The sequence below is a fragment of the Pseudomonas sp. Irchel 3A18 genome (genome assembly GCF_900187465.1).
Lineage (GTDB): Bacteria > Pseudomonadota > Gammaproteobacteria > Pseudomonadales > Pseudomonadaceae > Aquipseudomonas > Aquipseudomonas cichorii.
In genome coordinates this window covers 147,962-171,949 of record NZ_FYDI01000010.1, presented here as the reverse complement: position 1 = coordinate 171,949, position 23,988 = coordinate 147,962, and the positions used below count along the sequence as shown (strand labels likewise).

Sequence of the window (23,988 nt, the reverse complement as noted above, 5' to 3'; positions counted from 1 at the left end):
CATTGGAACCACCTGATCCCATCCCGAACTCAGCAGTGAAACGATGCATCGCCGATGGTAGTGTGGGGTTTCCCCATGTGAGAGTAGGTCATCGTCAAGATTCAAATTCAGAACCCCCATCTGCATACGCAGGTGGGGGTTTTGTCTTTCTGGTCCCAACCCTTTGTCTGCTGGCTTGCCACATCAAATGTGATGGATTGCTTATGGCAATCCCGGTCGCTTGCCCTTATGGTTTGGCTTCAGGTTTTACTCGTTCGAGTCAAGGAAGCATACATGTCCGTCACAACCTCTCTGAGCGCCGGCTTCATGGTGGTTCATGGCAACCGCCCCGATGAACTGCGCAGTCTGGTTGTCTCCTGGATGCGACGCTATCCCCTTGCTCCTCTGGAAAACGAAATTGCCCTGGTGCAAAGCAACGGCATCGCCCAGTGGCTCAAGCTGGCTCTGGCCGAAGATGCCCAGGATGAAGATCAAGGTGGCTGCGGCATTGCGGCCGCGATAGATGTTCAGCTTCCTGGTAGCTTCATGTGGCAGTTGTATCGCTCTGTACTGGGCCGCAACGAAATCCCGGAAATCTCTCTGCTCGACAAGGCACCGCTGACATGGCGCCTGATGCGCCTCCTGCCGCAACTGATCAACCAGCCCCATTTCGAGCCCTTGCAGCGCTTCCTCACTGACGATACGGACCTGCGCAAGCGCTACCAGTTGTCCGAGCGTCTGGCTGATCTGTTTGACCAATATCAGGTGTACCGTGCCGACTGGCTGAAGGACTGGGCGGAAGGTCGCCATCAACTGCTCAATGTCCGAGGTGAAGCCAAGCCGCTGAGTGCCGCCAATTGCTGGCAGGCTGAACTGTGGCGTGCGCTGCTGGAAGATGTCGGTGCCGAAGGCATGGCCCAGAGCCGTGCCGGTGTTCATCAGCGCTTTCTAGCGCGTATCAACAGCCTTGACGAGGCACCGCCCGGCTTGCCTGCACGGGTGATCGTTTTCGGTATTTCGTCCCTGCCTGCACAGGCACTGGAAGCTCTGGCCGGGTTATCGAAGTTCAGCCAAGTGCTGCTTTGCGTACACAACCCTTGTCGCCATCACTGGGCCGATATCGTGGCCGACAAGGATTTGCTCCGCCATCAATACAAACGTCAGGCACGCAAGAACGGCATGCCAATGGCGCTTGATCCGGAGGCTTTGCACCAGCACGCCCATCCACTGCTCGCCGCCTGGGGCAAGCAAGGCCGTGACTACATAAACCTGCTGGACAGCCATGACGAGCCCAACAGCTACCGCTCCTCTTTCAAGGATGAGCGCATCGACCTGTTCAGCGAGAGCGAGCCGACAACCCTGCTCAACCAATTGCAGGATGACATCCTCGAACTCCGGCCTCTCGACGAAACCCGTGAGCACTGGCCCGCTGTCGACTCCCTGAAGGATCGCTCGATCCGCTTTCACGTAGCCCACAGTGCCCAGCGTGAAGTCGAGGTGCTGCACGATCAGCTACTGGCACGTTTCAGCCGGGACCCAGGCCTGAGGCCACGCGATGTAATTGTCATGGTCCCCGATATCGACAGTTATGCCCCGCATATCCGGGCCGTGTTCGGGCAGATCGATTCTTATGACCAGCGCTTCATTCCCTTCACCCTGGCTGACCAGGGCCAACGTGGCCGCGAGCCACTGCTGATTGCGGTCGAGCATCTGTTGAAGCTCCCCGACAGCCGCTTTCCGGTCAGCGAAATCCTCGACTTGCTTGACGTTCCTGCCTTGCGGGCACGTTTCAAGATTCAGGAGCATGACTTGCCGACCCTGCATCGCTGGATCGAAGGTGCCGGGGTGCGCTGGGGGTTGAATGCACAACAGCGTGCCGGCCTGGGATTGCCCGACGAGCTGGAACAGAACAGCTGGCATTTCGGCCTGCGTCGAATGTTGCTGGGTTATGCCGTTGGAGCAGGTGAAGCTTATGAAGGTATCGAACCCTATGACGAAATCGGCGGGCTGGATGCTGCACTGATCGGCCCACTGGTTGCCTTGATCGACGCATTGCAGGTTGCCCACGCCGAACTGTCCCTGCCCGCGACCCCCGAGCAATGGGGAATACGCTTGCAGGCTCTGGTACAGGTGTTTTTCCAGGCCGAAAGCGAACATGACGATTACCTGCTGGGTCAGCTTGAGACGCTTCGGGAAACCTGGCTGAAGACCTGTGAGACGGTCGATCTGTTCGATGAATTACCACTGACCGTCGTGCGTGAAGCCTGGCTGGCCGGTCTGGACAAGGGCCGTCTGTCACAGCGCTTCCTGGCGGGCTCGGTCAACTTCTGTACCTTGATGCCCATGCGTGCGATTCCTTTCAAAGTGGTCTGTCTGCTGGGCATGAACGACGGCGATTACCCTCGCGCTCAGCCACCACTGGACTTCGACCTGATGGGCAGCGATTACCGTCCCGGTGACCGTTCGCGCCGTGAAGACGATCGTTACCTGCTGCTTGAAGCATTGCTCTCGGCACGGGACCAGCTCTATATCAGTTGGGTCGGCCACAGCATTCGTGACAACAGCGACCGCCCGGCTTCGGTGTTGATCGGCCAGTTACGCGACCATCTGGCCAGCGGCTGGAAACTCGCCTCAGACGATGAGCCTGACAGCAAGCAAGACCCCGGCGAACGTCTGCTCGATGCCTTGACCCTGCATCATCCGCTGCAACCTTTCAGTGCCAGTTATTTCCATGCCGGCACTGGTTATTTCAGTTTTGCCCAGGAATGGCGGCTGCTGCATGAAGACAAACCAGCGCCGATCAGCGTTGCTGCCTTGCCGCCTCACGAGCAGGATGAACCCCTGACGATTGCGCAGTTGCAGGATTTCCTGAGAAACCCGGTCAAGCACTTCTTCAGTCAGCGTTTGAAGATCTACTTCGAGACGGCCGAAGCGCCGGTGCCCGACGAAGAACCTTTTGTGCTCAACGCCCTTGAGCGTTACAGCCTGAGTGAAAGCCTGCTGGCCGCCGCCATGGCCAACCTGGACGATGTCGACTCGGCCTTGCAGGCTCAGGCAATCAAGCTGCAAAGTAGCGGACTGCTGCCCATGGCCGGATTCGGCACTCGCCTTCAGGCTGAACTGATCGAGCCGCTGCCGGGTGTGCTTGAGCTTTATCAGGAGTTGCTGACCCTGTGGCCTGAACCTTTGAGCAGCGCCTTGCCGATGAGCTTTGCCCATAACGATGTGAGCCTCGAAGGCTGGCTGGGCGGGCTGCACAGTAATGGGCAAAACCAGTTGCTGACCGTAACGGTCATCCCCAATGGCATTGGCTCGAAACGAACCCGCAAATGGCACCGGCTGATTCGTCCCTGGGTGACTCATCTGGTCGCCAGCGCCTGTGGTTTGCCGCTCAATACGGCGTTGGTGGCCACCGATGACATGCTCATGCTGGCCCCGCTGGACAGAGACGCGGCCAGCGCAATCCTCAACGACCTGCTGACCACCTGGCTGTTCGGCATGCAGCAGCCTTTGCCGGTAGCGGTCAAGACAGCCTTCGCCTGGCTGGGACAACCTCTGGACAAGGCCGAAGCCGCTGCACGCAAGGCTTACGAGGGCGATGGTGTGACCAGTAATGGTGAACTCGGGGAAAGTACTGCACTGGCCCGGCAGTTCCCGGATTTCAATGCGTTGATGGAAAGCGAAGAGTTCGTTGGCTGGTGCGAAGCACTCTACAAACCGATTTACGAAGCACCCTGGCAGTCTCTGTCCGGCGCGGAGGCCAGCGCATGAGTACCTTGCAAGAACACACCGTTCCTCTGGCACTGCGCTTTCCACTTCGCGGCAGCCAGTTGATCGAAGCCAGCGCCGGTACCGGCAAGACCTTCACCATCTCGGCGTTATACCTGCGTCTGGTGCTTGGCCACGGAGATGAAGCATCAGGTTTTGGCCGCGAGCTATTGCCACCGCAGATCCTGGTGGTGACCTTTACCGATGCTGCGACCAAGGAACTGCGTGACCGGATTCGTACCCGTCTGGCCGAAGCCGCCCGTTTCTTTCGTGACGAAATCCCCGCGCCCGACGACCTGATCGCCGACTTGCGTGCCCAGTTCAGCGCCGAACAATGGCCGGGCTGTGCCAACCGTCTGGATATCGCCGCGCAATGGATGGACGAGGCCGCTGTTTCGACCATTCACAGTTGGTGCCAGCGCATGTTGCGCGAGCACGCTTTCGACAGCGGAAGTCTGTTCACCCAGAGCCTGGAAACCGATCACAGTGACCTGCTGGGCGAAGTGCTGCGCGATTACTGGCGGCGTTTCTGCTATCCCATGAGTGGCGATGCTCTGGACTGGGTGCGGGAAAAATGGGGCGGTCCGGCCGCCTTGCTGCCACGTCTCCGGGGTCTGTTTGGCCGCGAGCGCAGTCAGGTGACTCAAGAGCCGGCCGAGCTGATTCTGGCCTCTCTGCAACAGCGCCGCGAAGCGCTGCAAACGCTGAAAGCGCCTTGGACCGATTGGGCCAATGAACTGCACGCGATTTGTCAGGACGGCGTCAAACGCAAGATCGTCGATGGCCGCAAGATGCAGGAGCGCTACTTTGCGCCCTGGTTTGAAAAGCTCAAGGCCTGGGCCGCCGATGAAACCCAGGAAGTGCTGGAGCTTGGCACCGGCTTCACCCGCCTGACCCCGGATGGTATTGCCGAAGCCTGGAAAAGCGACCCGCCGTCGCACCCGGCTCTGGAGGCCATGCTCGAACTGAAAGCGGCCCTCGACGCTCTGCCCAAACCCGATGCCGCCGTGCTGCAACATGCCGCGCAATGGGTGAGCGCACGCTTTGAAGAAGAGAAGCGTCGTCGTGCCGAAATGGGTTTTGACGACATGCTGCTCAGGCTCGATGCCGCCCTGCAAGGTGCAGGCGGGGAGCGTCTGGCGACGCTGATTCGTGAACAATTCCCTGTCGCGCTCATCGATGAGTTCCAGGATACCGACCCGGTGCAGTACCGGATTTTCGAGAGCATTTATCGCCTTGAAGAGAACGACGAGCAGACCGGCCTGTTTCTGATCGGCGACCCCAAGCAGGCGATTTATGCTTTTCGTGGCGCGGACATCTACACCTACCTGCGCGCCCGTACGGCCACGGCGGGGCGCTGGCACACACTGGACACCAACTACCGCTCCAGCCATGCCATGGTCGAGTCTGCGAATCACATCTTCGATCAGGCCGAGCAACGCGCCGAAGGGCGTGGCGCGTTTCTGTTTCGCGAGGGCGGCAATAACCCGGTGCCGTTTACCAAGGCACTTGCCCAGGGTCGCAAGGAAACCCTGCAGGTCGATGGCGCGCCACTCGCGGCCCTGACGGTCTGGCATCTGCCCAGCGAGCAGCCGGTGTCCGGCACGGTTTATCGCCAGCAACTGGCGGCCAGTTGCGCCAGTGAAATCGTGCGTCTGCTCAAGGGCGGGCAACAAGGGCAGACCGGCTTTGCGGCACCCGATAAAGCGCTACGTGGATTGCTGCCTGCCGACATCGCGATTCTGGTGCGTGATGGCAAGGAAGCTCAGGCCGTGCGTAATGAGTTGGCGACCCGTAACGTGCGCAGCGTCTACCTCTCCGACAAGGATTCGGTGTTCGCGGCGCAGGAGGCCCATGATCTGCTGGCCTGGCTCAAGGCCTGTGCCGAACCGGATGCCGAACGCATCCTGCGCGCCGCGCTGGCCTGCATCACGCTGAACCTGCCGCTGGCCGAACTGGAACGCTTGAATCAGGACGAACTGGCCTGGGAGCAGCGCGTCATGCAGTTCCGCGGCTATCGTAGCCTGTGGCGTCATCAGGGTGTGCTGCCGATGCTGCGCCGTCTGCTGCATGACTTTGCCTTGCCCCAGACACTGATCGCTCGTAACGATGGCGAGCGAGTACTGACCAACCTGCTGCACTTGTCCGAATTGCTGCAACAGGCCGCCGCCGAACTGGATGGCGAACAAGCCTTGATCCGGCATCTGGGCGAGCAACTGGCGTTGTCCGGTCAGGCTGCCGAAGAGCAGATTTTGCGCCTGGAAAGCGATGAGCAACTGGTCAAGGTCGTGACCATTCACAAGTCCAAGGGCCTGCAATATCCGCTGGTGTTTCTGCCGTTCATTTGCTCCACCAAACCGGTGGATGGCAGCCGCTTGCCCTTGCAGTTTCACGATGGCGAAGGCAATGCGCAGATCAGCCTGCAACCCACGCAAGAGCTCATCGAACTGGCCGACAATGAACGTCTGGCCGAAGACCTGCGCTTGCTCTATGTGGCCCTGACCCGCTCCGAGCACGCTTGCTGGCTAGGTGTCGCAGACCTCAAACGCGGCAACCTCAACAGCTCCATGCTGCACCGCTCTGCGTTGGGTTACTTGCTGGGTGGCGGCGTGGCGCTTGGCGAGTCGGCCAACCTGCAACTCTGGCTGCGGGACCTGAGCCAGGGCAGTGAAAGTATTGCCTTGCAGCCAGTCCCCGAACCCACCGCCGACACCTTCAGCCCGCCCCGCAATGAAGCCCGACTCGTCAAGGCATTGATGCCCAAGCGCCGAGCCGCTGAAAACTGGTGGATCGCCTCCTACAGTGCGCTGCGTATCGGCGACACCGTGACCACGAGCGGCGATGTGTCTCCCGACAGTCCGCAAGCGCAGAAGCTGTTCGACGACGAACGCCTGGACCCGCAGGCACCTCGCGAGGTGCTGGCAGCGGGTGACGACATCCACCGTTTTCCCCGTGGTCCCAACCCCGGTACCTTTTTGCATGGTCTGCTGGAGTGGGCAGGCAACGAAGGTTTTGCCGCCGCCGCTCATGACCCTGAACTGCTGAGCGACGCCATTGCTCGTCGCTGCAACCGACGAGGCTGGGAAGGCTGGATCAACACCCTGACCGGCTGGCTGACACACCTGCTCAACATGCCTTTGCACTTGGGCAATGACGTGACGCCGGTCGCCCTGGGGCAACTGGATCAACCCAATCAGTACCGGGTTGAAATGGAGTTCTGGTTCGCCAGCAGCCAGGTCAACGTGACACAGATGGATGAACTCGTGCGTCATTACACCCACGGCAATGCGCCGCGACTGGTGACCCAGACCACTTCGCTCAATGGCATGTTCAAAGGCTTCATCGACCTGACGTTCGAGCATGAAGGGCGCTATTACGTGGCAGACTACAAATCCAACTGGCTGGGCGGCGACGAGACGTTCTACACCGAGCAGTCCATGGAAGCGGCCATTCTCGAAAACCGTTACGACCTGCAATACGTCCTCTACCTGCTGGCGCTGCATCGCCAGCTCAAGGCGCGGCTGGCCGATTACGATTACGACCAGCACATGGGCGGCGCGGTGTACCTGTTCCTGCGTGGCAGTCGTTCGGCCACCCAGGGCGTGTACTTCACCCGACCACCCCGTGAGTTGATCGAGAGCCTGGACCTGTTGTTCCAGGGGCAACCCCTGTCCACCGCCCAGCCTGGAGCGTTCGCATGAGCCGCACGTTTGCCGAACTCTTGCCCGCGCAACTGGATGCCGAGAGCCTGACCCATCTGAACCCGCTGAGCCGGGTCGACGATTTGCTGCTGTTGCTCGACCGCTGGGTGGAGCGTGGCTGGTTGCGGGCGCTGGACCGGGCCTTCGTGGCCTTTCTTGGCGAACTCGACCCGCACGCCGATTCCCGGGTATTGCTGGCGGCAGCCTTGAGCAGCCATCAACTGGGTCATGGGCACGTATGCCTGGATCTGTATGAAACCCTCAAGGAGCCGGATTTCGCCCTGTCATTACCGCCAGAAGGCGACATGCAGAGCGTACCGGTGATGTTGCCCTCACAACTGCTCAAAGGGCTGGATGGCGTGACATGGTGTCAGGCTCTGGCTGACAGTCCTTTGGTCGCATTGGCCGAAGACATGAGCCCGGCTGCTCTGCAAAAGCCGCTGGTGTTGTCTGACCGACGTCTGTACCTGCGCCGTTACTGGACGTATGAGCGCCGCATCGCAGCGGCCTTGCGTCAACGGCTGGCCCAGCCGGAAAGCGCGCCACAGGATCTGGCCCAGCGTCTTGACGCTCTGTTTGGCGCGGCCAGTACTGCGCCTGACGCTGTGATCGACTGGCAGAAACTGGCCTGCGCCCTGGCCACTCGCCGTGGCTTCAGCATCATCACCGGCGGGCCGGGCACCGGCAAGACCACGACCGTGGTGCGCCTGTTGGCCTTGCTGCAAGCGCCCGCCGTGCAGAGCGGTCAGCCGCTGCGCATTCGTCTGGCGGCACCCACCGGCAAGGCGGCGGCCCGGTTGACCGAGTCCATCAGTCAGCAAGTGCAAAGCCTGGACGTCAGTGACGGCGTGCGGCAGAAGATCCCCAGTGAAGTCACCACCGTGCATCGTCTGCTGGGCAGTCGTCCGGGAACGCGGCACTTCCGTCACCACGCCAGTAATCCATTGCCGCTGGATGTGTTGGTGGTCGATGAAGCCTCGATGATCGACCTGGAAATGATGGCCAACCTGCTGGATGCATTGCCGCCCGATGCACGTATGGTGCTGTTGGGCGACAAGGATCAACTGGCGTCTGTGGAAGCGGGCGCCGTGCTGGGAGATTTGTGTCGCGATGCGGAGCAGGGGTTCTACAGCCCGCAGACTCAGGCCTGGCTGGAAGCGATCAGCGGCGAGGATTTGAGCAGAAGCGCGCTGCAACAAGGCGATGCCCAACAGCATCCTCTCGCGCAGCAAGTGGTGATGTTGCGTCACTCGCGGCGTTTCGGGCAGGGCAGTGGTATCGGCCAGTTGTCGCGGCTGGTCAACCAGCAACTGGACCATGAAGCCCGTGGGTTGCTGGCGGCTCGCAGCCACAAAGACCTGTTCAGTCTGGCCCTCAAGGGCGAGCAGGATCAGCGTCTTGAGCGTCTGTTACTCGACGGCCATGACGGCGGGCCTCAGGGGTATCGCCATTACCTGGGCGTGCTGGACGGGCAGCGGCCAGCTGAGGGAGCAGCGCTGGACGATGAATGCTGGACGTGCTGGGCACGTGAGGTATTGCAGGCCTTCGATGCGTTCCAGTTGCTGTGTGCGGTGCGCAAGGGGCCTTGGGGCGTCGAGGGCTTGAACCAGCGCATCACTCAGGCCCTGTCCGGCGCAGGCCTGATCGAAAAGGATCAACTGTGGTACGAAGGCCGCCCGGTTCTGATGACCCACAACGATTACGGCCTTGGCCTCATGAACGGCGACATCGGCATCGCCTTGAACCTGCCGGAGCGCGATGGCTCAGGGAAGCAGGTCTTGCGCGTGGCCTTCCCGCGCAATGACGGCAGCGACGGTGTGCGCTTCGTGCTGCCCAGCCGGCTCAATGATGTGGAAACCGTGTACGCCATGACCGTGCACAAATCCCAGGGCTCTGAGTTCGCCCACACCGCCCTGATCCTGCCCGAAGCCCTTAACCCGGTGCTGACCAAGGAACTGATCTATACCGGTATCACCCGGGCCAAACACTGGTTCAGCCTGATCGAGCCACGCCAGGGCGTGTTCGAGGAGGCGCTGCGCCGCAAGGTCAAGCGCCTGAGCGGGTTGATGCTGGGGCTTTAGCGAAACCGTCAGAGGACGCCTGCCGACTCAGTGATTGTCGGCACCGCGTCTGAAGAACAGCGTCACTTGCCCCAGTTCGACCCCGAACTTTGACATGAACGAGCGATTGATTAGCGTGTCCTCGTCCATCAGGTACATCCAGTCGTCGAACTGCACCGGGTAGAACTTGCCATCGACCTCCAGGTTGAGGGTGTAGCGCCAGCGCAGTGCATTGCCTGCCACTTCGCCAATGGCCTCGCCGATGACATCGCCAGCGGTTCCTTTCCAGCGCCCCGGCCCGTCCGGTGTCAGGGTCCAGACCCGGCGTTGCAGCGTACCGTCGCTGTAGACAAAGTGTTCGTCGAGAATCAACTGCTCGCCTTGTTTACGGCCTTCGATGGTCACAGTAAAGCGCTTGACCACTTCACCCGAACGCTTCTGAAACATGCCCCAGGCCTTTACTGGCTGAGAGAAAAAAGCAGGCAGATCCAGCTCGGGTTTCTCGTTACGGTACTGGCCGACTTCGATGTTGGAGCAACTGCTGAGCAACAGGCAGCAAGCCAGTAGCCAGGACTTCCACATTGCGACGTGATTCATTGTTTTTTCCTCGGAAGGCGCTGGTGCAGTTGAGTTCTTGGACGGGACAGCGATATCGACCATCGCTTCTGTGGATAAATCCGTTTTCACCCGTATTTGATTGACGTGGCCGGTTCCACGGCTACCCGTGGCAAGGCTCTTCTATACTCGAGATTCTATGTATTGCGAGCTGACCTCACACACGCCAATCTGCCACGGAGAACAACAATGAAAATCGCATTTATCGGCCTGGGCAACATGGGAGCGCCCATGGCGCGCAACCTGATCAAGGGCGGTCATCAGTTGCAGGTGTGTGACCTGAACAAGACCGTACTGGCCGAGCTTGCCGCCCTGGGTGCAAGCATTCGTGAAACCCCGAAGCATGCTGCTCAGGGCAGTGAACTGGTCATCACCATGCTGCCTGCCGCAGTCCATGTGCGCAGCGTTTATCTGGATGAGGACGGCGTGCTGGAAGGCATTAATGCCGGTGTGCCTGCCGTGGATTGCAGCACCATCGATCCACAGACCATTCGAGAGATATCGGCCATTGCCGCGAAACAAGGTGTGGTCGTCAGTGATGCGCCAGTCTCTGGCGGAACGGCTGGCGCTCAGGCCGGGACGCTGACTTTCATGGCGGGAGGAACGCCTGAACACTTTGCCGTGCTCAAGCCGGTGCTGGAGCAGATGGGCCGTAATATCGTGCATTGCGGGGATGTCGGGACCGGGCAGATTGCCAAGATCTGCAACAACATGCTGCTGGCCATTTCCATGATCGGCATTTCCGAATCCATGGCTCTGGGCAATTCCCTGGGGATCGATCCTCAGGTGCTGGCGGGGATCATCAACACGTCGACCGGACGTTGCTGGAGTTCAGAGTTCTACAATCCATGGCCGGGCATCGTGGAAACCGCGCCTGCTTCGCGAGGCTACACCGGCGGTTTTGGCGCAGAGCTGATGCTCAAGGATCTGGGCCTGGCAACCGAAGCCGCCAAGTCAGCGCATCAGCCTGTGATCCTTGGTGCCCTGGCCCAGCAGCTTTATCAGGCGATGAGTCTGCGGGGTGATGGCAACAAGGATTTTTCAGCGATCGTCGAAGGGTATCGACGCAAGGAGTGAAGGCTCAGGCCACTATCGAATCCAGTGAACGGTCGACCATTGCCTTGGCCATTTGCGCCAGGTGCAGGATCGAGATCGTCAGGTCATGGTTATGACCGTCACTGGCTTCATTGGCGGTGGCAATGATGCAACGCAGCAAGTCGGACGCGATATTGAGTCCATCCTGCTGGCTGAGGGCTTCGTTGACGATGAACGGTTTGATGTCGGGCATGGGCAACTCGAAGGTAATTGAAGCAGCGCACAGAGCCTAGAGAGGCCGATTCCGGCACGCAATAGGGCGCGGCTTTCTCGGAAGTTTCACTCAGCAGAGCAAGAGTCATCCCGCTCGCGTGGCAGCGAATCTCTGGCAATCAGCGAGTGTTTTTGCCGTCTTGTCACATCTTGTCCAACCTTCATGAATGCAGATGCATACGATTCTCTTTTACTTATTTGAATCGTAAGGACGTTCCATGCATTCTCCCCTCCGTTTGCGGCCTTCAGCTGTGATGATCAAACTGGCGCTGGCGTGTCTGGCTTCGGGTCAGGCGTATGCACAAGAGCAGACCGAAACCGAAGCGTCGGCCAACGTGCTGTCAATTGCAGACGTGGTGGTGACGGCGGCCGGTTATGAGCAGAACCTGGAGGATGCTCCTGCCTCGATGACCGTCATTACCGGTGACGAGCTGCGCAAGAAGTCTTTCCGCGACCTGACCGATGCGGTGCGTGATGTGGAGGGTGTCACCGTAAACGGTGGTGCCAACGAAACCGACATTTCCATTCGTGGCATGCCCGCCGATTACACGCTGATTCTGGTGGATGGCAAACGCCAGAGCGCTCGCGAATCACGGGTCAACGGCAACAGCGGCTACGAGCAAAGTTTCATTCCGCCAGCCGAAGCCATCGAACGAATCGAAGTGGTGCGCGGCCCGATGTCTTCGTTGTACGGCTCCGATGCCATCGGCGGCGTCATCAACATCATCACCCGCAAGGTGACGCCGGAGTGGGGCGGTTCGATCACCTACGATTACTCGGCGCGTCAGCACAGCGATCAGGGCAATGCCCGCCAGACCCAGTTCTACCTCAGCGGCCCGATCAAGGAAGACTTGCTGGGCTTGCAGGTGTGGGGACGTTATCTGGATCGTCAGGCGGACGACGATATCGAACAGACCAATGGTTTCAGCAAGGCGGATCACCGTGACCTCACGGCGCGGTTGGCGATTACCCCGAACGCCGACCACGAAATCCTGCTGGAAGCCGGTGCAACCCGCCTGAAAAACGGTGATGGCCTGAGCGCCAACTGGGCGACCCGCGAGCAGGAAAACAACCGAGATCACTGGTCCATTTCCCATCAGGGCCGTTGGGGCTGGGCGACTTCCGATGTGTCGCTGGCGTATGAAAAATCCAGCCGCGAAGGTCGGGCCGATTCGACCCAGACCGATGTGCTGGGCCGCAAGCCGGAAGTCGAGAACACCGTATTCGACGCCAAGCTGGTGATGCCCACCGAACACAACATCACCACGGTTGGCATGCAGTGGAACGACACCACCGTCACTGACTGGAACCAGGGCCTGGGCGACCGGAAAAACTACGAGTTCTCCGTTGTGCAGAAAGCGCTGTTCGCTGAAAACGAATGGTCGATGACCGATACGTTCTCTCTGACCACCGGTCTGCGCATGGACGATCACGAGCAGTACGGCGTGCATTTCAGCCCGCGGGTTTATGGTGTCTGGCGTGCGACGGATGACTGGACCTTCAAGGGCGGTGTCGCCCGTGGCTTCAAGGCACCTGAAGTGAGGGCCGTGGTGCCCGGTTACTCCTACCTGCGCCGCAACAGGTTCGTGATGTTCGGCAACCCGGACCTCAAGCCGGAAACCAGCACCAACTATGAACTCTCGGCGTTGTGGTCCAACCGCAATAACCTGTCCGCTGGCGCGACCGTGTTCTACAACGACTTCCAGGACAAGCTGTCGACTGTCACCACCACAGAAGTGTGGAACGGTTTCACGGTCATGGATCGGGTCAACGTCGATAAAGCCGTGATCCAGGGCGTCGAGTTGAATGGTCGCTGGGATGTGACATCGGCTGTCGCGATCAAGGGCAACTTCACTTACACCGATTCCGAGCAGAAGAGCGGTGCCAACGCCGGCGCGCCACTGGCCCTGACGCCTGAGCGCAAAGCCAATCTGCGCGCCGAATGGCAACTGAACGATCGCACCCAACTCTGGGCAGCCACCAATTACTACGGCAAGGAATACGGCAACACCCTCACCGACGAAGCCTCACCGGCCTACACCACGGCTGACTTTGGCGGATCTTACGAACTGACCAAAAATGTCTCGCTCAATGGCGCGCTGTATAACGTGACCGACCGGCGTCTGGATGATGAAACCTATGGCACCGTGAACTATGGCCGTACCTTGTGGGCGAGTACGACAGTGCGGTTCTGATTGTGTTTTTCGCGAATGGAAGTCCGGTAGGAATGAATTCATTCGCGAACAGAGGGCAGCCTTACAACCGCACATAACCCCGCAGGCGGGCGGTTTTCCAGGGTGAGTTCGCCGCCATGGGCCTGGATGCAGGAGCGTGCGATGGCCAGGCCAAGGCCCAGTCCGCCCTGGGTGTTATCCGCGCCGCTGTGGCTCAATTGCACGAAGGGTTCAAACACCTGGGTCAGCCAGGCCTGTTCGATGCCCGGGCCGTGGTCGAGGATTTCCAGGCGGATTTCCGACTCGTCGACGGCCAGGCTCACAGTCGCATCCCCCGCATGGCGCAAGGCATTGTCGATCAGGTTGGTCAGTGCTCGTTTGAGCGCCAGTGGACGACAGTGGCAATAAACCTCTTGCCCGCGCTCCCAGCCTATCGGCTGGCCCATGCTCTGGTAGCGGCGGGCGAGGTCGTCGAGCAGGGCGGTCAGCGATATGCTGACCGTCGCTTCCTGCACCGCATCACCCCGTACAAAATTCAACGTTTCGCGCACCATGGCGCGCAATTCGTCAAGGCTGTCGAGCATGTCGTCGCGTTCGGGGCTGTCTTCCAGCAATTCCATTTGCAGACGCAATTCGGTAATGGGCGTATTCAGGTCATGGCTGATAGCGGCCAGCATGCGCGTTCGGCCTTCGACATGGCGGGCGATGCGCTCCTGCATCACGTTGAAAGCCCTGGTCAGGTCACGGGCCTCTTGCGGACCCGAGAGCTGCAGCGGCGATATCCATTCCCCGCGACTGACCCGCTCGGTTGCCTGCGCCAGTGTTTTTACCGGCTGCACCACGCGGCGCATGAAAAAGATCACGATCAGCAACACCGGAATGGTGGTGACCGGCAAGGTGTAGGCCAGCATACGACCCCATTCGTAGCCCCCCGCCGGATGCTGGATGGCGTTCAGCTGTTTGCCATCAGGCAACTCGATGCTGGTGCGCAGCCGCAGGGGTGACCAACCGGCTGCCACAAAGACATGCTCCCGTGCCGGGCCACCGCTGATGCGCTCCAGCTGCATGCCGATAAGTGGATTGGCGGGCAGCGTCAGACGTTTTCCGAGATCGCTGACCAGACGCTGTTCTTCCGGGCGCATGCCGTTGGTATCGGCAATGGCGTTGCTGGCGACCCAGAAGTGCGAGTCAGGTGTCTGCATTGAGGCCAGCAGGCGCGAGGCATCTTCGGCGGACAAGCCTTGTGCGACATGGTAGGCGGTGATCAGTCGTTCAATGGCCAGCGTGCGTGACAGTGGATGAATCAGGGCGCCGGTGCGTTGCAGGTAGAGCATGGCGATGGCATTGGAAGCCAGCAGCGCAAGCAGCAGCAATACGCCCAGTTGATGGGCCATCCGCCTTGGCCATAAACGACGCAACAGCTTCATGCGTCGAGCAGGGTAACAGTGGCCGCCAGCATATAACCGTCGCCCCAGATGGTGCGCAGCAGGTCCGGCTCCAGCGGGTTGTCATCGAGCTTGCGGCGCAGGCGGCTGATCTGTCGGTCGATGGCCCGGTCGAACACTTCTGTGCCGGGACGGCTGGTCAGGTCGATCAGTTTTTGGCGGCTCAGGACGGTATTGGGGTTGGCGAGCAGGACCTGCAGCAGACGGCTTTCCACAGTACTGAGCCGCACCGCCGAGCCATCAGGACGGGTCAGGGTGCTGTTGCTTGCGCTGAAACTCAGGCCGGCGAATGCGTAACCCTGTGCCCGTTCCGAAGTGTCGGCGGGCGGCAGCGTGCTGTCCGACCGGCTCAGGCCAGTGCCGCGACGGCGTAACAGGCTGCGGATCCGCGCCACCAGTTCGCGAGGCTCGAACGGTTTGGTGACGTAATCGTCTGCGCCGATATCCAGGCCACGAACCCGGTCGGCACAGGTGTCGCGGGCCGTGAGCAGGATCACCGGAATGTTCTCGCGACGATGCAGCCTGCTGCACAGCTCGAAACCGTCGCCATCGGGCAGCATGACATCCAGCACGATCACATCGAATGCCTGCTGCCGGAGCAACTGCCACATGCCCGCAGCATCTTCCGCCGTGCGCACCTCGAACTCGTGGCGACGCAGATAGACGGCCAGCGGGTCGCGGATCTTGCGGTGGTCATCGACGACTAGAATGCGTGGAGCGGCGACAGCGGATGTCATGGTGTTTCCTGGAAGGTAGCGGGTCGATGGTGGTATGGATGATTCTCATTTCAAGGCGCGATCTTATCCCATAAACCCCATGGTCGTTGAGTGTCTCGCCAGGCCCGGTTGTTGGCAGCGACGGCAGGAACCGCTACTTTGGACGGCGTTTGATCCGCGCAAGAGTGCCGCACATGGCCTTGAGGCGTTTTGCATGACGCTCGTCAAACGTCCCCCGACCTAAAAGAAGAAGGAACGACATGAAGTTTGAACCCCTCGCCAAGTCGCTGATCGCGACCGCACTCATTCTGGCTTACGCCCCCGTTCACGCTGCCTCCCAGGCACCGGTCGCCGCTGAAAACGGCATGGTGGTGACAGCCCAGCATCTGGCGTCCCACGTGGGTGTCGACGTCCTCAAGAACGGCGGAAATGCTGTCGATGCCGCCGTCGCGGTGGGATATGCACTGGCGGTGGTTTACCCCGCAGCAGGCAACCTGGGCGGTGGTGGTTTCATGACCATTCAACTGGCTGACGGGCGCAAGACGTTCCTGGATTTCCGCGAGAAGGCCCCGTTGGCGGCCACGGCCGACATGTACCTGGACAAGCAGGGCAATGTCATTCCTGACCTCAGCGCCAAAGGCCACCTGTCCGTGGCCGTGCCGGGAACGGTGGCGGGCATGGAGCTGGCGCTGAGCAAGTACGGGACTCGCAAACGTGAGGAAGTGATTGCTCCGGCCATCAAGCTAGCCGAAGACGGCTTTGTCCTGCAGCAGGGCGATGTCGATCTGCTGTCGACGGCCACTGAGGTGTTTCGGGCGGACATGGCCGACTCGGGTTCGATCTTTCTCGACAAGGGCGAGCCGATGAAGGTCGGTCAGAAACTGGTGCAAAAGGATCTGGCAAAGACCCTGGAGGAAATCTCCAGCAAGGGTAACGATGGTTTCTACAAGGGCTGGGTCGCCAAGGCTTTGGTGGATTCCAGTCAGGCAGGCAAGGGCATCATTACCCAGGCCGACCTCGATCATTACAAGCCCCGTGAGCTGGCGCCCATCGAGTGCGATTACCGTGGCTACCACGTGGTGTCGGCCCCACCACCGAGTTCGGGCGGCGTGGTCATCTGCCAGATGCTGAACATCCTCGAAGGTTACCCGATGAAAGAGCTGGGTTTCCGCTCGGCCCAGGGCACGCACTATCAGATCGAAGCAATGCGTCACGCCTATGTCGATCGCAACAGCTATCTGGGCGACCCGGATTTCGTCAAGAACCCTATCGAGCACCTGCTGGACAAGAACTACGCAACCAAGCTGCGTGACGCCATCGAGCCGCAAAAAGCCGGTGACTCCAACAAGATCAAACCGGGCGTCGCGCCCCATGAAGGCAATAACACCACCCATTACTCCATCGTCGATAAATGGGGCAACGCGGTTTCGGTGACCTACACCCTCAACAACTGGTTCGGTGCCGGGGTCATGGCCAGCAAGACCGGCGTCATTCTCAATGACGAAATGGACGACTTCACCACCAAGGTAGGCGTGCCCAACATGTACGGGCTGGTGCAGGGCGAAGCCAATGCCATCGCGCCGGGCAAGACGCCGCTGTCTTCCATGAGCCCGACCATCGTCACCAAGGACGGCAAAGTAGTGATGGTCGTCGGTACGCCGGGCGGCAGCCGGATCATCACCGCGACCTGGCTGACCATGCTCAACGTGATCGACTACGGCATGACCATTCAGGAAGCGGTCGATGCGCCACGCTTCCATCAGCAATGGCAGCCGGAGACGACCAACCTTGAAGCATTCGCCGTCAGCCCGGATACCCGCAAGATCCTCGAAAGCTGGGGACACAAATTCGCCGGGCCTCAGCCGCTCAACCACGTTGCAGCTATCCTGGTGGGCGCGCCTTCGCTGGACGGAAAGCCGGTGGGCAACAACCGTTTCTACGGTGCCAATGACCCACGCCGTAATACCGGGTTGTCGTTGGGCTACTGAGTCAGCGGTACTGTTTGCGACCTACAGACCCCGCCTCGATCCTTGATCGAGGCGGGTTCAGGATAGAGCCATGAATACACTCCTGGATTTTTACCTGGCTGCCGGCTGGGGCCTCACGGCGCTGGTGATCGGCACGTTTCTGCTGGCCGGAACAGTCAAGGGCGTGATCGGGCTTGGTTTGCCGACCGTGGCCATGGGGCTGTTGGGGCTGGCCATGCTACCGGCACAGGCTGCGGCCCTGCTGATCATTCCTTCGACGGTCACCAACCTCTGGCAACTGGCGACCGGTGGGCATCTTCGACCGTTGCTCAAGCGTCTGTGGCCGCTACTGAGCCTGATCGTGATCGGCACGAGTCTGGGCTCGTTCTGGCTGGGCATGAGTGGCGGGCATTCCATGACCCGGGCACTGGGCGCAGCCTTGTTGCTCTATGCGCTGAGCGGGTTGTTTCTGCCCACGCTCAGGGTTGCCGCCAGTTCCGAGCGCTGGCTCGGGCCGCTATGCGGTTTCATCACCGGGATCATCACGTCGGCCACCGGCGTGTTCGTGATTCCTGCCGTGCCTTACCTGCAAGCGCTGGGGCTTGAGCGTAATGAACTGGTTCAGGCGCTGGGGTTGTCATTCACCGTTTCGACACTGGCGCTGGCGGCTGGCCTGTTGTGGAACGGTTCGCTGGGTGGTGGTGAGCTGGGGGCTTCACTGCTGGCGCTGATCCCGGCCTTGCTCGGCATGCAACTGGGCCAATGGCTTCGGCAGCGAATCAGTGCCCTGATGTTCAAGCGGGTGTTCTTTATCGGGATGGGAGCCTTGGGGCTGCATTTGCTGATAGGTGGCTGATCATCTCAAATCAACAATGGATGAGTAATTCGTGAGTTTCAGGCAAAAGTATTTTGCCTGATGGCTTATTACTCATCGGCACGTGTTTCTTTATTCTGCTGCCCATCGTTTTTGACTTTCGATCCGGCTTTCGACCGGCCGGGTCTTCAAGCATTTATCCATGAGGCTGGCATGAAAAAGATTCTGTTCCTGAATGGCGGTAAACAATTCGCTCACTCTGAAGGACGCTACAACGCGACCCTTCACGAAGCCGGTATGGCTTTCATGGACCGCGCAGGTTTCGACGTGAAGGAAACCTTTATCGACGGTGGCTACGACCTGGCCGAAGAAGTGCAGAAGTTTCTCTGGGCGGACGTTGTAGTCTGGCAGATGCCGGGCTGGTGGATGGGCGCGCCCTGGACCGTGAAAAAGTACATCGATGAAGTCTTCACCGAAGGTCATGGCAGCCTGTACGCCAACGACGGTCGTACCCGCTCCGATGCTTCGCAGAAATACGGCAGCGGTGGCTTGCTGCACGGCAAGCAATACATGATCTCCGCCACCTGGAATGCGCCGCAACAGGCGTTCGACGACCCGACCGACTTCTTTGAAGCCAGGGGCGTGGACGCGGTGTACTTCCCGTTTCACAAGGCCAACCAGTTCCTGGGCATGACCGGCCTGCCGACCTTTCTGGCCGTGGACGTCATGAAGCGCCCGGATATCGACAATGACGTCAAGCGCTATGAAGCGCATCTGGCCAACGTGTTTGGGGTTTGATTTGTTTCGCGGATAAATCCGCTCCCACGGCAGCGAACGAACGGCGCTAATATCCAGTCTGTTTTGAGCTGGAGTCAACAATGAAAGCCAGGTCCGATGAATTGCAGGTCTTCGTTTCGGTCATCGAAAGCGGATCGATTTCTGCCGCTGCCGAGCACATGGGGCAAACGCCTTCCGGGATCAGCCGAACCCTGACGCGGCTTGAGGCCAAGCTGGAAACCACGCTGATCAACCGCACCACGCGGCGCATGGACCTGACGGAGGAGGGCAAGTTTTTTCTGGCGCGTGCCCGGCAGATCCTTGAGCAGATGGAGGACCTGGAAGAGCACTTGTCTTTGTCCCGGCAGAGGCCGTCAGGCCGCCTGCGGATCAACGCGGCTTCGCCGTTCATGCTGCATTCGGTTGTGCCTTACGTGGCCGAGTTTCGCGAGCTTTATCCGGACATCCAGCTAGAACTCAACAGCAACGATCTGGTCATCGACCTGCTGGAGCAGAACACCGACATTGCCATTCGTATCGGCATCTTGGCCGACTCGACTCTGCATGCCCGCTCTCTGGGCTGTTCCCCAATCAATATTCTGGCCAGCCCGGATTATTTGAAACGACATGGTGTACCGACCTCGGTCGAGGAACTGGCGAACCATACGTTGCTGGGGTTCTCCCACAGCGAAACCCTGAATAACTGGCCGCTGCGTCATGCGGGTGGAGATCGCTGGCCGATTCAGCCGGCATTGTCAGCATCCAGTGGCGACACATTGCGTCACCTTGCACTGGCGGGAGAGGGGATCGTGTGCCTGTCGCACTTCATGACCCACGAAGATATTCGTGAGGGGCGTCTTCAGGTTGTGCTGGCCGATGCCCACAGCGGGTATCGACAGCCCATCCATGCGGTGTACTACCGCAACTCGAAGCTGGCGCTGAGAATTCAGTGCTTTCTGGATTTCATGCAGGAAAAGCTGGCGCAGTACGCCTGCAAGTAATTTGGGGGCTCGTACATTCGCGACTGAAGTCGCTCCTGCGCACTGCGACTGAGGCAGGAGCGAATTTATTCGCGAACAGCATCGCGAATGAATTCGCTCCTTCAGATCAATGGTGCTCGCGGGTAGCGCGGAATTTCACGTCCGGCCAGCGCTCTTCCATCAGGGCAAGGTTGACGCGGGTCGGGGCCAGGTAGGTCAGGTGACCGCCGCCGTCCAGTGCCAGGTTTTCCACAGCCTTGTTTTCAAACTCTTCGAGCTTTTTCTTGTCTGCGCAGTCGATCCAGCGGGCTGACCAGACGGTGATCGGCTCGTAGGCGCATTCGACCTTGTATTCTTCCTTCAGGCGGCTGGCGACCACATCGAACTGCAGCACACCGACGGCGCCCAGGATGATGTCGTTGCTGCGCAGCGGGAAGAACACCTGCGTTGCGCCTTCTTCGGCCAGCTGTTGCAGGCCCTGGCGCAGTTGCTTGGACTTGAGCGGATCTTTCAGGCGCACGCGGCGGAAGAGTTCCGGAGCGAAGTGCGGGATACCGGTGAAGCCCAGGCTTTCGCCTTCGGTGAAGGTATCGCCGATCTGGATCGTACCGTGGTTGTGCAGGCCGATGATGTCGCCTGCATACGCCTCTTCAAGCTGCTCGCGCTCGGAGGAGAAGAAGGTCAGGGCGTCGCCGATCCGTACGTCCTTGCCCAGGCGTACATGGCGCATTTTCATGCCCTTGTCGTAACGGCCCGAACAGATGCGCATGAAGGCGATACGGTCGCGGTGTTTAGGGTCCATGTTCGCCTGGATCTTGAACACGAAACCGCTGAATTTCTCTTCCACCGGCTCTACGCTGCGCTCGTTGGCGACTCGTGCCAGAGGCTTGGGCGCCCACTCCACCACGGCATCGAGCACGTGATCGACACCGAAGTTGCCCAATGCAGTACCGAAGAACACCGGGGTCAGTTGACCGTTGATGAACTCTTCCTGGTTGAACTCGTGGCAGGCGCCTTGCACCAGTTCCAGTTGCTCGACGAAACGGTCGTACTCGTCGCCCAGGTGAGCGCGGGCTTCGTCCGAATCCAGCTTCTGGATGATCTTGGTTTCGGTGCGTTCATGACCGTGACCGGCGGTGTAGACGATGATGTAGTCGTCGGCCAGGTGATAGACACCCTTGAAGTCGCGGTAGCAGCCAATCGGCCAAGTGATCGGCGCGGCCTTGATCTTCAGGACGGCTTCGATCTCGTCCAGCAACTCGATAGGGTCGCGGATGTCTCGGTCGAGTTTGTTGATGAAGCTGACGATGGGCGTGTCGCGCAGACGGCAGACATCCATCAGGGCGATGGTGCGTGGCTCTACGCCTTTACCGCCGTCCAGCACCATCAGCGCCGAGTCCACTGCCGTCAGGGTGCGGTAGGTATCTTCGGAGAAGTCTTCGTGGCCCGGGGTGTCGAGCAGGTTGATCATGTGCTCGCGATACGGGAACTGCATGACCGAGGTGGTGATGGAGATGCCGCGCTGTTTCTCCATTTCCATCCAGTCGGATGTGGCATGACGATCGGATTTACGGGATTTGACCGTACCGGCGACGGAAATGGCCTTGCCCATCAGGAGCAGTTTTTCCGTAATGGTGGTTTTACCGGCGTCCGGGTGGGAAATAATGGCGAAAGTGCGGCGTTTCGCGACTTCGGCGGCCTGTTGGGTCATGGGAAATCGCCTGAAAGAGAGTCAAAAAAGGGCGCAGATTATAGCTCAACTCAAAGCAATAACCGAGCCGTTCAGTCGATTCGGAGTGGCCAATTGCTGTCTCACGTGGGAACCTTTCAGACCGTGGAGACGTCCACTCTCTTGTAACCGGTTATGTATAGCCTGCTTCAAGAGCTGATAAATCAGCAAGTTAGCTTGACGAAGCTGCGCTCATGGCCTGTGTCTTCGCCGAGGAAAAACCCTCACTGGCGATCCACCTGCTGCTCTTCGCGAACGTTATTGCAGGCGCTCATTACCGGGCGTCACAGGCAGCGCGTTCGCCGACTGAAATAAGGAGTCCGCCCGTGGCTAATCGCTATGGCAAGGGGCTATTGGGAGGTGCGGTTGGCATCGTACTCCTGGCCCTGCTGGTCCACTGGATCGGCATCGATACGTTTATGAAGTACAAGGATGATCTGCTGTTTTACCTGCAGGCCCATCTGGTTCTGGTTCTGGTTTCAATGTTGGCGGCTGTCGTGGTCGGTATCCCTGCCGGCATTGCGCTCAGCCGACCGAACATGGTTGGCCGCGCCGAACGCTTCATGCAGATTTTCAACATTGGCAACACTGTTCCTCCTCTCGCTGTTCTGGCCATCGCTCTCGGGATTCTCGGGATCGGCAGTGGTCCGGCCATCTTCGCTTTGTTCCTCGCCTCGTTGTTGCCCATCGTGCGCAACACCTACGAAGGCCTGAAAAACGTTCAGGGTTCACTCAAGGAAGCCGCCACCGGCATCGGCATGACACCGCGTCAGGTGTTGCTGCGTGTCGAGTTGCCCAATGCCGTGCCGATCATCGTCGGCGGTGTTCGCGTGGCGCTGGCGATCAATGTGGGGACCGCGCCGCTGGCGTTCCTGATCGGAGCCAACAGCCTGGGCAGCCTGATCTTCCCCGGCATTGCCTTGAACAATCAGCCGCAATTGCTGCTGGGTGCGGCGTGTACGGCGCTGCTGGCCCTGGTGCTCGATGGTCTGGTCACTCTGGTGAGTCGTCTCTGGCTGGAGCGCGGCCTGAGCCGCTGAGAGAAAGGAATTACCATGAAAAAACTAGCTTTGTTACTGGGCCTCGGGCTGCTGTTCAGCGGTTTTGCCCAGACAGCAGAAAAACCCTTGCTGCGCATCGGCGCACGGGTATTTACCGAGCAGACCATGCTCGCCGAACTCACCGCGCAATACCTGCGCACCAAGAACTACGACGTGCAGATCACGGGCGGCCTGGGCAGCAACCTGGCCCGCAGCGCACAGGAAAGCGGTCAGCTCGACCTGTTGTGGGAATACACCGGTGTGTCGCTGGTGGCCTACAACCATATCGATGAAAAGCTCGACAGCGAGCAGACCTACGCCCGGGTGAAAGAAGTGGATGCAAAGAAAGGCCTGGTCTGGCTTTCCCCGTCCCGTTTCAACAACACCTACGCCCTGGCTTTGCCGAAGAACGTTGCCGATCAGTATCCGCAGGTCAACACCATGAGCGACCTGACCAGGGTGCTCAAGGACGAAGCCAAAGAGGGTCATGTCGTAGCGCTGGACACCGAGTTTGCCAATCGCTCCGATGGCCTGCTCGGCATGGTCAAGCATTACGACATGAATCTCGGTCGCGAGAACACCCGGCAGATGGACGCCGGGCTGGTCTACACCGCCTTGCGTAACGGGCAAGTCTTCGCCGGGCTGGTGTACACCACCGACGGACGCCTGAACGCCTTCAAGCTCAAGGTGCTGGAAGACGACAAGCACTACTTCCCGGATTACACCGCCGCGCCGGTGATCCGTCAGGAGTACCTGGATGCCCATCCGGAAATCGCCACGTTGCTCAAGCCGCTGGCCGACCTTCTGGATAACCAGACCATGATCGAGCTTAACGCCCGTGTCGATGTCGGTCATGAAAGCCCGTCCACGGTTGCCGCAGACTTCCTGCGTCAGCATCCACTCAATTAAGGAAGG

Annotated in this window: 16 protein-coding genes and 1 rRNA gene; 12 read left to right on the top strand and 5 right to left on the bottom strand. The window is 59.8% G+C overall.

Translation table 11 applies throughout. The features are described from left to right. The 4 genes from rrf to recD form a co-directional block, all read left to right on the top strand. A 5S ribosomal RNA gene (gene rrf, locus CKW23_RS19365) occupies positions 1-100 on the top strand; the annotation flags it as partial. A 173-nt stretch (positions 101-273) separates the two neighbouring features. Next, positions 274-3,750: an exodeoxyribonuclease V subunit gamma gene (gene recC, locus CKW23_RS19360; protein ID WP_025258395.1), complete on the top strand. Its 3,477-nt coding sequence runs from the start codon at positions 274-276 to the stop codon at positions 3,748-3,750. Beyond that, positions 3,747-7,448, top strand: coding sequence for an exodeoxyribonuclease V subunit beta (gene recB, locus CKW23_RS19355; RefSeq protein ID WP_038399742.1), 3,702 nt, complete (start codon positions 3,747-3,749; stop codon positions 7,446-7,448). Before recC ends, recB begins: the two co-directional genes overlap by 4 nt. Beyond that, the gene (gene recD / locus CKW23_RS19350; RefSeq protein ID WP_025258397.1) at positions 7,445-9,529 is read left to right on the top strand and encodes an exodeoxyribonuclease V subunit alpha; all 2,085 of its coding nucleotides are present in this window, start codon (positions 7,445-7,447) and stop codon (positions 9,527-9,529) included. The genes recB and recD overlap by 4 nt, the downstream gene beginning before the upstream one ends. A gap of 27 nt (positions 9,530-9,556) precedes the next feature. Here recD and CKW23_RS19345 read toward each other — a convergent pair whose 3' ends face one another. Beyond that, positions 9,557-10,090: a DUF3833 domain-containing protein gene (locus CKW23_RS19345; RefSeq protein WP_095068147.1), complete on the bottom strand. Its 534-nt coding sequence runs from the start codon at positions 10,088-10,090 to the stop codon at positions 9,557-9,559. 222 nt (positions 10,091-10,312) lie between these two features. Here CKW23_RS19345 and mmsB point away from each other — a divergent pair, with 222 nt between their 5' ends. Beyond that, positions 10,313-11,200: a 3-hydroxyisobutyrate dehydrogenase gene (gene mmsB, locus CKW23_RS19340; RefSeq protein ID WP_095068146.1), complete on the top strand. Its 888-nt coding sequence runs from the start codon at positions 10,313-10,315 to the stop codon at positions 11,198-11,200. Between the two features lie 4 nt (positions 11,201-11,204). Here the strand turns inward: mmsB and CKW23_RS19335 are convergent, their stop codons facing one another. Beyond that, positions 11,205-11,411, bottom strand: a complete 207-nt coding sequence (locus CKW23_RS19335; RefSeq protein ID WP_095068145.1) for a DUF6124 family protein — start codon at positions 11,409-11,411, stop codon at positions 11,205-11,207. 238 nt (positions 11,412-11,649) lie between these two features. Between CKW23_RS19335 and CKW23_RS19330 the strand changes: the two genes are divergently transcribed. Next, on the top strand, positions 11,650-13,626 hold the full coding sequence (locus tag CKW23_RS19330) for a TonB-dependent receptor domain-containing protein (protein ID WP_095068144.1): 1,977 nt from the start codon (positions 11,650-11,652) through the stop codon (positions 13,624-13,626). A 38-nt stretch (positions 13,627-13,664) separates the two neighbouring features. On the opposite strand, the gene CKW23_RS19325 is transcribed toward CKW23_RS19330, so the two are convergent. Then, positions 13,665-14,999, bottom strand: a complete 1,335-nt coding sequence (locus CKW23_RS19325; RefSeq protein ID WP_095068143.1) for an ATP-binding protein — start codon at positions 14,997-14,999, stop codon at positions 13,665-13,667. A gap of 29 nt (positions 15,000-15,028) precedes the next feature. Continuing rightward, positions 15,029-15,787, bottom strand: coding sequence for a response regulator transcription factor (locus CKW23_RS19320; protein ID WP_095068142.1), 759 nt, complete (start codon positions 15,785-15,787; stop codon positions 15,029-15,031). Positions 15,788-16,026: 239 nt separating this feature from the next. Here CKW23_RS19320 and ggt point away from each other — a divergent pair, with 239 nt between their 5' ends. From ggt to CKW23_RS19300, 4 genes are all read left to right on the top strand, one after another. Then, a complete protein-coding gene (gene ggt / locus CKW23_RS19315) occupies positions 16,027-17,754 on the top strand; it encodes a gamma-glutamyltransferase (RefSeq protein WP_025258404.1) in 1,728 nt (575 codons plus the stop codon). Positions 17,755-17,824: 70 nt separating this feature from the next. Next, positions 17,825-18,589, top strand: coding sequence for a sulfite exporter TauE/SafE family protein (locus CKW23_RS19310; RefSeq protein ID WP_095068141.1), 765 nt, complete (start codon positions 17,825-17,827; stop codon positions 18,587-18,589). Positions 18,590-18,760: 171 nt separating this feature from the next. Further along, entirely contained in the window at positions 18,761-19,345 is a 585-nt protein-coding gene (locus CKW23_RS19305; protein WP_095068140.1) for an NAD(P)H-dependent oxidoreductase, read from the top strand. A gap of 80 nt (positions 19,346-19,425) precedes the next feature. Beyond that, positions 19,426-20,325, top strand: coding sequence for a LysR family transcriptional regulator (locus CKW23_RS19300; protein WP_095068139.1), 900 nt, complete (start codon positions 19,426-19,428; stop codon positions 20,323-20,325). A gap of 106 nt (positions 20,326-20,431) precedes the next feature. On the opposite strand, the gene CKW23_RS19295 is transcribed toward CKW23_RS19300, so the two are convergent. Then, positions 20,432-22,015 (bottom strand): peptide chain release factor 3, encoded by a 1,584-nt coding sequence (locus CKW23_RS19295; protein ID WP_095068138.1) that lies wholly within the window; start codon positions 22,013-22,015, stop codon positions 20,432-20,434. Between the two features lie 344 nt (positions 22,016-22,359). On the opposite strand from CKW23_RS19295, the gene CKW23_RS19285 reads away from it, so the two are divergent. Both CKW23_RS19285 and CKW23_RS19280 read left to right on the top strand, forming a co-directional pair. Then, positions 22,360-23,073, top strand: a complete 714-nt coding sequence (locus tag CKW23_RS19285) for an ABC transporter permease (protein ID WP_095068137.1) — start codon at positions 22,360-22,362, stop codon at positions 23,071-23,073. A gap of 15 nt (positions 23,074-23,088) precedes the next feature. Further along, entirely contained in the window at positions 23,089-23,982 is an 894-nt protein-coding gene (locus CKW23_RS19280; RefSeq protein WP_025258410.1) for a glycine betaine ABC transporter substrate-binding protein, read from the top strand. Positions 23,983-23,988 lie beyond the last annotated feature (6 nt).